Below are 12,475 nucleotides of genomic sequence, written 5' to 3'. Positions count from 1 at the left end.
TCCTAGCGGTCGAGCACCGCCCGAATGGTTTCCATCGCCGTCACGAGGCGGCGGGAAACCTCGCGGTTAACCTCCTCGAGCCGGTTCGCCCGGAACTGCGACTGGTCGAGTTCCTGTGCCAGTCGCGACCGGTCGGTGTTGACACGCCGAACCTCGCCTTCGAACTCGCCGAAATCCCGTTCCCTGTCAAACCGACCGTCGATCGCATTCTCCAGGGATTGCACTGCGTTCCGCAGTTCATCGATCGCCGCTTTGACAGTCTTTGCCGGCATGTGTTCCGAATACCTCGCCCGTGAGGCCGAATCGCCCGAATCCCGTCCGCCGCTTCGGCTCGATCTTTTTTAAACCTATTACGTAAGTCTCAACAATGCCAAGCTCCGCAAACAACTACGGAAGCTGTGGATGGATTGCGTAGCCGGCTTTCTTCAACGGCAGTGCGAAAGCTCTGTTGCATTGCGAGACAAGGACCGGAACGACCTGCCGTCAAATGGCCGCGGAAGGCCCGTATTTATTGACTCGCACGGCGCACCTGCTATGTGTCAGCCGCTTCTTGCGCGGTCTTTGGAGGATAGAGACCGTTCCCTGACCACCGAACGCAAAACGGAACAGTCATGATCTCTCGCGAAAAACACGACCGGATGGCAAATGCGATCCGTTTCCTTTCCATGGATGCCGTCGAGAAGGCAAATTCCGGCCACCCAGGCCTGCCCATGGGTGCAGCCGACATAGCGACAGTCCTCTTCACGCGCTATCTGAGCTTTGACCCCAAGAACCCCTCCTGGCCGAACCGCGACCGCTTCGTGCTGTCGGCCGGCCATGGCTCGATGCTGCTCTATTCGCTGCTCTATTTGACCGGCTACGAAGACATCACCATCGACGAGATCAAGAACTTCCGCCAGCTCGGCGCCCGCACCGCCGGCCACCCGGAATACGGCCACGCCGCCGGCATCGAGACGACCACCGGTCCGCTCGGCCAGGGCCTTGCCAATTCCGTCGGCATGGCGATCGCCGAACGCAAGCTTCGCGACGAATTCGGTTCCGACCTGATGGAGCACTATACCTATGTGCTCGCCGGTGACGGCTGCCTGATGGAAGGCATCAGCCAGGAAGCGATTTCGCTCGCCGGCCACCTGAAACTCAACAAGCTGATCGTCTTCTGGGACGACAACAACATCTCGATCGACGGCCCGATCTCGATCGCCGACTCGACCGACCAGCACGCCCGCTTCCGCGCCTGCCACTGGAACACCATCGCCGTCGACGGCCATGACCCGGAAGCGATCGCCGCCGCGATCGATGAGGCCCAGAAGTCCGACAAGCCGACGATGATCGCCTGCAAGACGACGATCGGCTTCGGTGCGCCGAACAAGGCCGGCACCCACAAGGTCCACGGCTCGCCGCTCGGCGCCGAGGAAATCGCCGCCACCCGCAAGGCACTCGGCTGGGAAGCCGAAGCCTTCGTCGTTCCCTCCGACGTGCTCGACGCCTGGCGTCTGGCCGGCCTGCGCTCGACCAAGACGCGCAAGGAATGGGAAGAGCGCCTCGAAAAGAGCGATGCCGAGAAGAAGGCCCAGTTCGTTCGCCGCTTCTCCGGCGAGCTCGAAGGCCGTCTGTCCTCCGCCATCGACGACTACAAGAAGAAGCTCGCTGAAACCAAGCCGTCGCCGGCAACCCGCAAGGCTTCCGAAGACGCGCTCGAAGTCATCAACGGCGTTCTCGCCGAAACCATCGGCGGCTCGGCCGACCTGACCGGCTCGAACAACACCAAGACGAGCCAGACCAAGTCGATCACGCCTGACGATTTCTCCGGCCGCTACATCCACTGGGGTGTGCGCGAGCACGGCATGGCCGCTGCCATGAACGGCATGGCGCTGCATGGCGGCGTCATTCCCTATTCCGGCGGCTTCCTGATCTTCTCGGACTATTGCCGTCCGTCGATCCGCCTCGCCGCGCTGATGGGCATCCGCGTCATCCACGTGCTGACGCACGATTCCATCGGCCTCGGCGAAGACGGCCCGACGCACCAGCCGGTCGAGCACATGGCAGCACTTCGCGCCATTCCGAACCTCCTGATGTTCCGCCCGGCGGACGCCACGGAAACGGCGGAATGCTGGCAGCTGGCGCTCGAAAGCCACAACCGGCCGTCCGGCATTGCGCTCACCCGCCAGAACCTGATGGCCGTTCGCACCGAGTATGAGGAAGAAAACCTCTGCGCTCACGGCGCCTATGACCTGATCTCGGCCGCCGACGCCAAGGTGACGATCTTCGCCACCGGCTCGGAAATCGAAATCGCCGTCAAGGCCTGCCAGGCACTGACCGCCAAGGGCATCTCGACGCGCGTCGTCTCCGTTCCCTGCTTCGAGCTCTTTGCCGAACAGAGCGAAGACTACCAGCAGGCGATCATCGGCAACTCGCCGGTCAAGATCGCCGTCGAAGCCGGCATCCGCCAGGGCTGGGATCATTTCATCGGCAGCGACGGCGCCTTCATCGGCATGTCGTCCTTCGGTGCCTCCGGTCCCTACAAGGACCTTTACAAGCACTTCGGCATCACGCCCGAGGCGGTGGTCGCCGCTGCGGAAGCAAAGCTTTCCTGATCAAGTTGCGGGGCGCGCCGAAAGGCGCGCCCCGATTTTTTCGTACTACGTCATCCAGACAGGGAGAGACCCGATATGACAGTAAAAGTCGCCATCAACGGTTTTGGCCGCATCGGCCGCAACGTGCTCCGCGCGATCGTCGAATCCGGCCGCACCGACATCGAAGTCGTTGCCATCAACGATCTCGGCCCCGTTGAAACCAACGCCCACCTGCTGCGCTATGACTCCATCCACGGTCGTTTCCCGGCCGAGGTGAAGGTCGAAGGCGACACGATCACCGTCGGCGGCCGCAAGCCGATCAAGGTCACGGCGATCAAGGATCCGGCAACGCTTCCGCACAAGGAACTCGGCGTCGACATCGCCATGGAGTGCACCGGCATCTTCACCGCCCGCGACAAGGCTGCAGCGCACCTGACCGCCGGCGCCAAACGCGTCATCGTTTCGGCTCCGGCCGACGGCGCTGACCTGACGGTCGTCTACGGCGTCAACCACGACCAGCTGACCAAGGACCACCTGGTCATCTCCAACGCATCGTGCACCACGAACTGCCTGGTTCCGGTCGTCAAGGTCCTGAACGATACCATCGGCATCAGCCACGGCTTCATGACCACGATCCACTCCTACACGAACGACCAGCCGTCGCTCGACCAGATGCACAAGGACCTCTACCGCGCCCGCGCTGCCGCTCTGTCGATGATCCCGACCTCGACCGGTGCTGCCAAGGCCGTTGGCCTGGTTCTGCCGGAACTGAAGGGCAAGCTCGACGGCACGTCGATCCGCGTTCCGACCCCGAACGTCTCGGTCGTCGACTTCAAGTTCGTCGCCAAGCGCAACACCTCGGTCGAGGAAATCACCAACGCCATCAAGGCCGCCTCCAACGGCGCGCTCAAGGGCGTTCTCGGCTACACGGAAGAGCCTCTCGTTTCGCGCGACTTCAACCATGACAGCCACTCCTCGATCTTCGCGATCGACCAGACCAAGGTCGTCGAAGGCAACTTCGTGCGTATCCTCACCTGGTACGACAACGAGTGGGGCTTCTCGAACCGCATGGCCGACACGGCGGTCGCGTTCGCCAAGCTCATCTAAGTCAGATGTTTCGCGCCCTTTCTCCAAAGACGGTCCGCTGGCGTCCGCTGGAAGGGGAAGGGCTCGAACACCTGACGCTGACGCAAACCGAAACAGCCGACGGCGCGGTCATCCGCGCCGTCGGCGTTCTGATCGGCAACCGCGGCGGCACGCCCTATGGCGTGCGCTACCGGATCGATTGCGACGACACTTGGCACGTTCGCAAGCTCATGGTCGACACGACGGACGGCCGGAGCCTGCATCTGCGCTCGGACGTCCCGGGCCAATGGATGACGGCGCGAGGCGCTCCCCTCTCCGAGTTCGATGGTTGCATCGATATCGACCTCGCCGGTACACCCTTCACCAACACGCTGCCGATCCGCCGGCTCGACCTCGGTCGCCAGTCCGGCACTGTAAAGCTCAAGATGCTCTACGTGCCGTTCGACACGTTCGAGCCCGTCGTGGACGGCCAGCACTACACCTGCCTCGATGATTTCAGGCTCTACCGCTACGAGGCCGAGGATCGCAGCTTTGCCGCGGACCTGCCCGTGGACGAGGACGGCCTCGTCATCCACTATCCCACCCTTTTCCAAAGACTATCACCGGAGACTATCTGATGACTTTCAAGACCCTCGACGATCTGACCGACATCGCCGGCAAGCGCGTGCTGGTGCGCGTCGATCTCAACGTGCCGGTCAAGGACGGCGTGGTGACGGACGCGACCCGCATCGAGCGTGTGGCGCCGACCATCCGCGAACTGGCCGAAAAGGGCGCCAAGGTCATCCTGCTCGCCCATTTCGGTCGCCCGAAGGGTGAACCGGTCGCCGACATGTCGCTGAAGACGATTGCGCCGGCGGTCGAGGACGTGCTCGACCAGCGCGTCCACTTCGGCGCCGACTGCATCGGCGACAAGGCGAAGAACGCCATTGCCGAAATGAGCGACGGCGACGTGCTGCTGCTCGAAAACACCCGCTTCCACAAGGGCGAGGAAAAGAACGAGCCGGCCTTCGTCGAAGCGCTTGCCGCCAACGGCGACATCTACGTCAACGATGCCTTCTCCGCCGCCCACCGCGCTCATGCCTCGACCGAGGGCCTTGCCCATCACCTGCCGGCCTATGCCGGCCGCACCATGCAGGCCGAACTCGAAGCGCTCGAAAAGGGCCTCGGCCAGCCGAAGCGGCCGGTCGTCGCGATCGTCGGCGGCGCCAAGGTCTCGACCAAGATCGACCTCCTCCAGAACCTCGTGACCAAGGTCGACGCGCTCGTCATCGGCGGCGGCATGGCCAACACCTTCATCGCCGCCAAGGGCATCAATGTCGGCAAGTCGCTCTGCGAGCATGACCTCGCCGACACCGCCAAGGCGATCATTGCTGCCGCCGACAAGGCCGGCTGCGCCATCGTTCTGCCGGACGACGGCGTCATCGCCCGCGAGTTCAAGGCCGGCGCCGACAACGAAGTGGTCGATATCAACGCCATTCCCGCCGATGCCATGGTTCTCGACGTCGGTCCGAAGTCGATCGCCGCCGTCAACGACTGGATCTCCAAGGCCGAAACGCTCGTCTGGAACGGTCCGCTCGGCGCCTTCGAGATCGCCCCCTTTGACAGGGCGACGGTTGCCGTTGCCAAGCACGCGGCCGCCCGCACCCGCCAGGGATCGCTGGTCTCGGTTGCCGGCGGTGGTGATACCGTCGCAGCACTGAACCATGCCGAAGTCGCCGACGATTTCAGCTATGTCTCGACCGCCGGCGGCGCATTCCTGGAGTGGATGGAAGGTAAGCCGCTCCCGGGCGTCGACATCCTCAAGCAGAAGTAACGCATCCAATCGGCGCGCGGACACAACCGCCGCGCGCCGGTCAATCAAGAAAAAATCTTGATTGTTCAATCGATTAAAAAATTTTAAATCGTTTTAGTCGCTTTTCTCGCCATTTTCCTGGACAATTTCGCCTGTTACTCGCGCCTCGTTTGGAGCGTGGCGGCTGCCCTGTGCGCCGTCGGTCCGAAACTGTTTGTTTCAGTACCTGCCTGGTCCCTGGTGATCAGCGCTGTCTAGGGAGAAAAACATGAGCGAAAGACTGGAAGACATCGCAATTGCCATGGTCGCCAACGGCCGGGGGCTGCTCGCCGCCGACGAGTCTACGGCCACGATCAAGAAGCGTTTCGATACGATCGGCCTCGAATCCACCGAGACCTCCAGGCGCGATTACCGCGAGATGCTGCTGCGCGCCGACAAGGCGATGCGCAAGTACATCTCCGGTGTCATTCTCTATGAGGAAACCCTGTTTCAGCATGCCGTCGACGGCACGCCGCTGGTCGAAATCATCCGTGCCGCCGGCGCGATCCCCGGCATCAAGGTCGACGCCGGCGCCAAGCCGATGACCAATTTCCCGGCAGAGACGATCACCGAAGGCCTCGATGGCCTCGCGCAGCGGCTGGCGAAATATTACGAAGCCGGCGCGCGCTTTGCCAAATGGCGTGGCGTGATCGCCGTCTCCGATACCCTGCCGAGCCCGGGCGCCGTTCGTGCCAACGCTCATGCGCTCGCCCGTTATGCCGCCCTTTGCCAGGAAGCCGGCATCGTGCCGATCGTCGAGCCGGAGGTGCTGATGGATGGAGCGCCAGGCGACCATTCGATCGACCGCGCGGAGGAAGTGACGGAGTGGGCGCTGCGCACCACCTTCGAGGAACTGGCCGCCATGCGCGTCAGACTCGAAGGCATGATCCTGAAACCGAGCATGGTCATCGACGGCAAGAAGGCCCGCAAGGCTTCCGTCGCCGAGGTGGCCGAGCGCACGATAAGGGTGCTGAAACGCACGGTGCCTTCGGCCGTGCCTGGCATCGCTTTCCTTTCCGGCGGTCAGTCGACCGAAGAGGCGACGGCCCATCTTTCGGCGATGAACGCCACCCACGACCTGCCGTGGAAACTCACCTTTTCCTATGGCCGAGCCCTGCAGCAGGAGGCACTCAACGCCTGGCACGGCAAGGCCGACAACATCGGCGATGGCCAGCGTGCCTTCTCGCATCGCGCTGAGATGTGCAGCCTTGCGGCCAAGGGCACCTGGAAGAAGGATCTCGAGAAGGCCGCATAAGGCATGGTCGAGAGATGAGATCCGAGGGGCCGCAAGTCGGCCCCTCTTTGCTTCGGCTACATCCGCAGCAGGAATGCGTCGTCAACATCGCGGAGCGCCTGGACAGCAGGGCCAGCCAAGAGCTGGCTGCCCGTGCCGGATGGAACTTGTCACCGGAACAAGTTGGCGCCTTTGACGCGTGCGAACGCTGGCTTAAGTCTTGGCTTCACAGCCAACCGTAGAGAAAGCCGGTGCCATGACCTCCGCCGCCTCGCCACAATCCATCGCCTACGTCACTGTCGACGTCTTTACCGCTGAGCGTTTCGCCGGCAACCAACTCGCGGTCATCCCGGATGCCCGGGGCCTGAGCGACCAGCAGATGCAGGCGATCGCGACCGAGTTCGGCTACTCCGAAGTCACCTTCGTGCTGCCGCCGCGCGACCCCGCCAACACGGCGGAGGTCCGGATCTTCACGCCGACGATGGAGATTCCCTTTGCCGGTCACCCGAATGTCGGCACCGCCTTCGTGCTCGGCCGACAGAAGGAAATCTTCGGCCGTGTGCCCGGCGGCATCCTGCGCTTCGAGGAAAAGGCGGGGCTCGTCGAGGCAACATTGTCGCGGGAGAAGGGCGAGGTCATCGGTGCCCGCATCGTCGTTCCGCGCGGTCTGACGGCCGGCCCGGAAATCGACGCCGGGACGATCGCTGCCTGCGCATCGCTCACATCGGAAGCCATCAGCACGCGCATCCATACGCCTATCCGGCTTTCCGTCGGCCTGCCCTTCGCGGTCGCGGAAATCAGTGATATCGCGTCACTTTCGACGGCGCGGCCGAATGTTACGGCCTTCCATGCAGCGAATGCGCGCTACAAGCCCGAGGAAGACAGCTTCAGTCTGTTCCTTTATGCACGATCGCCGCAAACGCCGTGGCAGATCCGGGCGCGCATGTTCGCGCCACTCGACAATGTCAACGAAGACCCCGCCACCGGCAGCGCCTCGGCCGCCCTTTCGGCCTATCTCGTCTCGCTGCTGCCGAACCAGGATATCGATGTCGAAATCGCGATCGAGCAGGGCGTGGAGATGGGCCGGCGGAGCCTCATCGGGGCGCATGTCCGCAAGCAGGGCGGCATCGTTCGCCAAGTCAGCCTTTCCGGCAATTGCATCAGTGCGATGCGCGGTCTGATCGACCTGTAGCGCTTTCCCGCGGCGACCGTTAGAGCATTTCACTGTTTCAATGAAACAGTGAAATGCTCTAACTGTTTGAAATTGCGCAATTCCGGACGGAAAACCGTTTCACACTTTTCCTCGAATTGCTCTAGGCGGCCTCGCCGGGCTCCGGCAACAGCTTCAGAATATCGGCGAACATATCCTGCCATTCGGCGTCGTCCATCTCGGCGAAACCGAAACCGCGCAACAGGAAGACGCCCTCGGTGGCGAGGAAGGCAAGCCGCGCCCGGCGCCCAGCCTCCGTCGACAGGTCGATGCCATCGAGGCGCGCGCGGTACCAGGCGCGGTTCTTCGCCATATGCTCTTCCCGCTGCAAAAGGGCTGCCATCATGCCGGATGTGCGGGCATTGTCGGCCGTGTTCATTCGCGCAGTCACCGACGCATGGGCGCGCATCGCCTTGACCGGATCAGGATCGTCGCCGCCCTCGGCCGCAACCGCGGTGTCGAACTCGTTGAACCAACGCTCCATCATCGCGTCGATCAGACCGTCCTTGTTGCCAAAGCAATATTGCACGCCGCCCTTGGTGATGCCGGCCGCCTTGGCGACGGCATCGATCGTCAGGCCGGCAGCGCCGACGGCGTTCACGATCGCCTCCGCCGCATCCAGAACCTTGTTACGATCGATTGTTCGACGTCGTCCCATCTTGACTTCCTATTTCAAATCCATACGTACGTATTTAAATAATGACCCTGACGTTAACAAGACCTAGCCCCCAATTCCCTGTGGGTGGCCAATTGAGGTGTACTATGCATCCGCAAAATCGCTGGCTCATTCTGGCCATCGTATCGAGCGCACTCCTTTTGATCGTCGTCGATATGACGGTGCTCTATACTGCCCTTCCCCGCCTGACCCATGACCTCGGCGCGAGCGCATCCGAGAAGCTCTGGATCGTCAACGCCTACGCCCTCGTCGTCGCCGGCCTTCTGCCTGGCCTCGGCACGCTCGGCGATCGGCTCGGGCACAAGACGCCCTTCATCGTCGGTCTCGCGGTCTTCGGCGTCGCGTCGCTGATTGCCGCCTACGCGCCCACCCCTGCGATCCTGATCGGCGGGCGTGTGCTGCTTGCAGTCGGCGCCGCGCTGATGATGCCGGCCACGCTGTCGATCATCCGCCTCACCTTCACCGACGAGCGCGAGCGGGCGCTGGCGATCGGAGTCTGGGCCGCGATCGCCTCCGGTGGTGCCGCCATCGGACCGGTGCTTGGCGGCTTCCTGCTCGAATATTTCTGGTGGGGCTCGGTCTTCCTCATCAACGTGCCGATCGTCGTCATTGCCCTCCTGCTCGGCCTCGTCGTGCTGCCGAACACATCAGGCAATCCGAAACATCCGTGGGATGCACTCGGATCGTTCCAGATCATGGTCGGTCTCGTCGGTCTCGCCTATGCCGTCAAGGAAACGAGCAAGCGCGAACCATCGCTGGAAGCTGGCCTCGCCGCCGTCGTGATCGGCGCCATCGCGCTCATTCTTTTCGTGCGCCGCCAGCGCCGGAGCCCGCATCCGTTGATCGATTTCAGCCTCTTCCGCAATGCGGCGTTTTCCTCCGGCGTCGCTGCCGCGCTGGTCGCATCCGCCTCGATCGTCGGCATCGAGCTGGTCCTGAGCCAGCAGTTGCAGCTCGTGGATGGTCTTTCGCCGCTTCAGGCCGGCCTCTTCATTCTGCCAATCCCACTCGCGGCGTTCGTCGCCGGTCCGCTGACCGGCACCCTGCTGCCGCGTCTCGGCGCGGAAGTGGTGCTGCGCTCCGGCCTCATTCTCGCGGCCCTCGGTCTCGGCGGATACCTGCTGGCCCATGAGGCCGGCGCGCTGACCCAGATCGTCACCCTCGTCGTCCTCGGCCTCGGCATCGGCGCCTCGATGACCGCCGCCTCCAGCGCCATCATGTTCAACGCCCCGCCGGAGCGGGCAGGCATGGCGGCATCGATCGAGGAGGTCTCGTTCGAGCTCGGCGGCGCGATCGGCATTGCCGTTCTCGGCACCGTCATGTCGGTCGTCTACACCGCCTTCCTCGTGCTGCCGGAGGGTGCAGCCATTTCGCCGATGGCCCGCGACAGCCTCGACGAAGCCCTGCTTCTCGCCGAGAAACTGCCGGCGGATGTGGCTGGCGAACTGGTAACCCGCGCCCGGCTCGCCTTCGAGCAGGCCTTTACCGCAGTCGTGATCGTGGCGACGGCCATGCTCTTTGTCACCGGCGCGGCCATCTGGTGGTTGACGGGTGGCCGCAGCACTGCGCCGGCGGAATCCCGTCAGGCAAGCCACCACTGAAAGCAACCGCCGGCACCCTCCGGCGGTTAGCGCAACCCCGCCTCGCATTGCGCGATCGCCTCGACCATCGCCTGGAAGCGGACATGGTGGCGAACCGCGTCGAGGTCGGAATCCTGCTTGAACCAGAGCAGCTGGTAGCATGAACTCTGTGGCAGCAAGGTTTCGAGCAGGTCGAGCGCCGCATCGGTATCGCCGAGGATGGAATAAACGCAGGCCGTATTGTACCGCGCGACCACGTCGTCGGGATCGATTGCCAGAGCGCGCGCCGCCCATTCCCGGGCGCGCTGGGCTTCGCCCATATGAGCGAGGGCCAACGCGCCGCGATGCGCGGGGCCGGAGTTTTCCGGATTGAGCTCCAGCGCCCGCTCCGCCCGAGATATCCCGATCCTTGCCCATTGCGCACGTTCGACGTCACGGCCGAGCGATTTATAGGCGCTCATGAGATGGATCGGCGACAGATAGTCGTCCGGCCGAATGTCAGCAGCGCGCTTGAAGAACTGGATCGCCGTTTCGAAGGCACCCTGCATAAACAGGAAACGGGCGTAATGGAAATTCGCCTCATAGAGGCCGGCATCGAGCGTCAACGCCCGCTCGAATTCGGCGACCGCCTCATCGTCCTGGCCGTCCTGGTGCAGCACCAGGCCGCGTGAGGCATGAGCCTCCGCAAGGTTCGGATCGATCTCCAGCGCTTTCGCGGTTGTGGAAAGAATGCTTTGCAGCGGGAACTCGTCCTCGTGCCAGTCGCGCAGCGCCGACTCGCAATCGGCGATGCCGGCATAGGCGCGGGCAAAGTTTGGGTCGAGTTCCACCGCCTTCAGGAACATGCGCCGGGCCAAGAGCAGATAGGACCGGGTCCAGGCATGCGAAAACTGCCGGCCGCGCAGGTAGTAGGTATAAGCTTCGACGCTCGTGGTCGGGTCGTTCTCGATCGCTTGTCTCTCCGCCGGCAAAAGCTTGATCTTGAGCTGATCGACGATGGCGTGGGTGATCTCGTCCTGAATGGCGAAGATATCGGTCAGGTCGCGGTCGTAGCGGTCGGCCCAGAGATGGGTACCGGTCAAGGCATCGATCAGCTGGCCGGTGATGCGCACCCGCGAACCCGCCTTGCGCACGCTGCCCTCGAGGATGTAGCGGACGCCCAGTTCCTGGGCCACCTGCTTCACCTTCACCGACCGCCCCTTGTAGGTGAATACCGTGTTGCGGGCGACGACATGCAGCTTCGAAATTTTCGACAGATCCGTGATGATGTCTTCGGTGATGCCGTCGGAGAAATATTCCTGCTCGGGATCATGGCTCATGTTGGTGAACGGAAGCACGCCGACCGAGAGCCCGTAGCCGTCATCAAGCACGATGGGGCCGACCCCGCTTGGCGCCGCCGCAACTTTCGTCGGCGCACCGAGCGCCACCGAATAGACATGCACGCACGCGGCAATGTTCTTCAGCGTGTGCTCACCCTTGTCGATGAAGCCGATATCGAGGCGCGTACCGACGTGATCGCGCACCGTGGCGGAAACGGCAACGCCGGATGGTTCCGCCAGCCCTTCGAGACGGGCGGCGACATTGACGCCATCGCCGAAGATATCTCCATCCTCGACGATGATATCGCCGAGATGCACGCCGATGCGTAGCTCGATGCGCTTTAGCTGCGGCACGCTTTCATTGCGGATCAGCATGCCGCGCTGAATATCGACGGCGCAGGCGACCGCATTCACCACGCTCGCAAACTCGACGAGAATGCCGTCGCCGGTCAGCTTGACGATGCGGCCCTTGTGGCGGTGGATCTTGGGATCGACGAGTTCATTCTTGTGTCGCTTCATCGCGGCCAGTGTGCCGGTCTCGTCAGCGCCGATCAGGCGGCTGTATCCCACGACATCGGCGGCGAGAATGGCAGCGAGACGGCGTTCCAAGAAACCCTCGAATTCACTTCCGGAGTGAAAGAGGTAATCTAGCGCGTTATTCCCCATCTGTCCTGCGCCCTTTTGTAGTTGTAGCGAATATACGTACAACCCAATAGCATCGCGCAATCGGCCCCGGAGTTTCCAAAGAAACGGGTAGTTAGAGGCAAGATGGCCCGGTTAAGGCCGGATCAGCACGGTCACCATCATCATGACGATGGCGAAGACCGCGATCTTCCAGAAGTCGCGGCGGCGGCGCAGGCCCGGGATCCCGAGTGGCCACAGAAGCTGGATAATCATTGCCAGGAGCAGGATAAGGGCGAGCGCCTTCTGCATATTGCCCTCGTCTTCCGGGAGGCTGCCTCAACC

At 63.0% G+C, this 12,475-nt stretch carries 11 protein-coding genes; 7 read left to right on the top strand and 4 right to left on the bottom strand.

Annotated features, from left to right (window positions below; translation table 11 throughout):
* Nucleotides 1-2: 2 nt before the first annotated feature.
* Nucleotides 3-272, bottom strand: a complete 270-nt coding sequence (locus ASE60_RS27045) for a DUF4164 domain-containing protein (protein ID WP_057254674.1) — start codon at nt 270-272, stop codon at nt 3-5.
* 339 nt (nt 273-611) lie between these two features.
* On the opposite strand from ASE60_RS27045, the gene tkt reads away from it, so the two are divergent.
* The 6 genes from tkt (at nt 612) to ASE60_RS27015 (ending at nt 7,916) form a co-directional block, all read left to right on the top strand.
* Nucleotides 612-2,594, top strand: a complete 1,983-nt coding sequence (gene tkt, locus ASE60_RS27040; RefSeq protein WP_057254673.1) for a transketolase — start codon at nt 612-614, stop codon at nt 2,592-2,594.
* Between the two features lie 75 nt (nt 2,595-2,669).
* Nucleotides 2,670-3,680 (top strand): type I glyceraldehyde-3-phosphate dehydrogenase, encoded by a 1,011-nt coding sequence (gap, locus tag ASE60_RS27035; RefSeq protein WP_057254672.1) that lies wholly within the window; start codon nt 2,670-2,672, stop codon nt 3,678-3,680.
* 5 nt (nt 3,681-3,685) lie between these two features.
* Nucleotides 3,686-4,276, top strand: a complete 591-nt coding sequence (locus ASE60_RS27030) for a putative glycolipid-binding domain-containing protein (RefSeq protein WP_057254671.1) — start codon at nt 3,686-3,688, stop codon at nt 4,274-4,276.
* On the top strand, nt 4,276-5,472 hold the full coding sequence (locus ASE60_RS27025; RefSeq protein WP_057254670.1) for a phosphoglycerate kinase: 1,197 nt from the start codon (nt 4,276-4,278) through the stop codon (nt 5,470-5,472). The genes ASE60_RS27030 and ASE60_RS27025 overlap by 1 nt, the downstream gene beginning before the upstream one ends.
* A 247-nt stretch (nt 5,473-5,719) precedes the next feature.
* Nucleotides 5,720-6,745: a class I fructose-bisphosphate aldolase gene (locus ASE60_RS27020; RefSeq protein WP_057254669.1), complete on the top strand. Its 1,026-nt coding sequence runs from the start codon at nt 5,720-5,722 to the stop codon at nt 6,743-6,745.
* 235 nt (nt 6,746-6,980) lie between these two features.
* The gene (locus tag ASE60_RS27015) at nt 6,981-7,916 is read left to right on the top strand and encodes a PhzF family phenazine biosynthesis protein (protein WP_057254668.1); all 936 of its coding nucleotides are present in this window, start codon (nt 6,981-6,983) and stop codon (nt 7,914-7,916) included.
* A 121-nt stretch (nt 7,917-8,037) separates the two neighbouring features.
* Here ASE60_RS27015 and ASE60_RS27010 read toward each other — a convergent pair whose 3' ends face one another.
* A complete protein-coding gene (locus ASE60_RS27010) occupies nt 8,038-8,592 on the bottom strand; it encodes a TetR/AcrR family transcriptional regulator (protein WP_057254667.1) in 555 nt (184 codons plus the stop codon).
* Nucleotides 8,593-8,696: 104 nt separating this feature from the next.
* Between ASE60_RS27010 and ASE60_RS27005 the strand changes: the two genes are divergently transcribed.
* On the top strand, nt 8,697-10,211 hold the full coding sequence (locus ASE60_RS27005; RefSeq protein ID WP_057254666.1) for an MFS transporter: 1,515 nt from the start codon (nt 8,697-8,699) through the stop codon (nt 10,209-10,211).
* Between the two features lie 26 nt (nt 10,212-10,237).
* Here ASE60_RS27005 and ASE60_RS27000 read toward each other — a convergent pair whose 3' ends face one another.
* Together ASE60_RS27000 and ASE60_RS35310 are read right to left on the bottom strand one after the other, a co-directional pair.
* Nucleotides 10,238-12,175, bottom strand: coding sequence for a tetratricopeptide repeat protein (locus ASE60_RS27000; protein WP_156414731.1), 1,938 nt, complete (start codon nt 12,173-12,175; stop codon nt 10,238-10,240).
* A gap of 111 nt (nt 12,176-12,286) precedes the next feature.
* Nucleotides 12,287-12,442, bottom strand: coding sequence for a hypothetical protein (locus ASE60_RS35310; RefSeq protein ID WP_110879124.1), 156 nt, complete (start codon nt 12,440-12,442; stop codon nt 12,287-12,289).
* Nucleotides 12,443-12,475 lie beyond the last annotated feature (33 nt).

It is taken from the genome of Ensifer sp. Root278, assembly GCF_001429285.1.
In the GTDB taxonomy this organism is placed as follows: domain Bacteria; phylum Pseudomonadota; class Alphaproteobacteria; order Rhizobiales; family Rhizobiaceae; genus Ensifer.
Note: the sequence above shows the minus strand (reverse complement) of the source record. Positions and strands in the feature narration are given on the sequence as shown.

Coding starts and splice junctions, on each gene's coding strand:
- ASE60_RS27045 (WP_057254674.1), bottom strand. CDS start 272: ATGCCGGCAAAGACTGTCAAAGCGGCGATCGATGAACTGCGGAACGCA.
- tkt (WP_057254673.1), top strand. CDS start 612: ATGATCTCTCGCGAAAAACACGACCGGATGGCAAATGCGATCCGTTTC.
- gap (WP_057254672.1), top strand. CDS start 2,670: ATGACAGTAAAAGTCGCCATCAACGGTTTTGGCCGCATCGGCCGCAAC.
- ASE60_RS27030 (WP_057254671.1), top strand. CDS start 3,686: ATGTTTCGCGCCCTTTCTCCAAAGACGGTCCGCTGGCGTCCGCTGGAA.
- ASE60_RS27025 (WP_057254670.1), top strand. CDS start 4,276: ATGACTTTCAAGACCCTCGACGATCTGACCGACATCGCCGGCAAGCGC.
- ASE60_RS27020 (WP_057254669.1), top strand. CDS start 5,720: ATGAGCGAAAGACTGGAAGACATCGCAATTGCCATGGTCGCCAACGGC.
- ASE60_RS27015 (WP_057254668.1), top strand. CDS start 6,981: ATGACCTCCGCCGCCTCGCCACAATCCATCGCCTACGTCACTGTCGAC.
- ASE60_RS27010 (WP_057254667.1), bottom strand. CDS start 8,592: ATGGGACGACGTCGAACAATCGATCGTAACAAGGTTCTGGATGCGGCG.
- ASE60_RS27005 (WP_057254666.1), top strand. CDS start 8,697: ATGCATCCGCAAAATCGCTGGCTCATTCTGGCCATCGTATCGAGCGCA.
- ASE60_RS27000 (WP_156414731.1), bottom strand. CDS start 12,175: ATGGGGAATAACGCGCTAGATTACCTCTTTCACTCCGGAAGTGAATTC.
- ASE60_RS35310 (WP_110879124.1), bottom strand. CDS start 12,442: ATGCAGAAGGCGCTCGCCCTTATCCTGCTCCTGGCAATGATTATCCAG.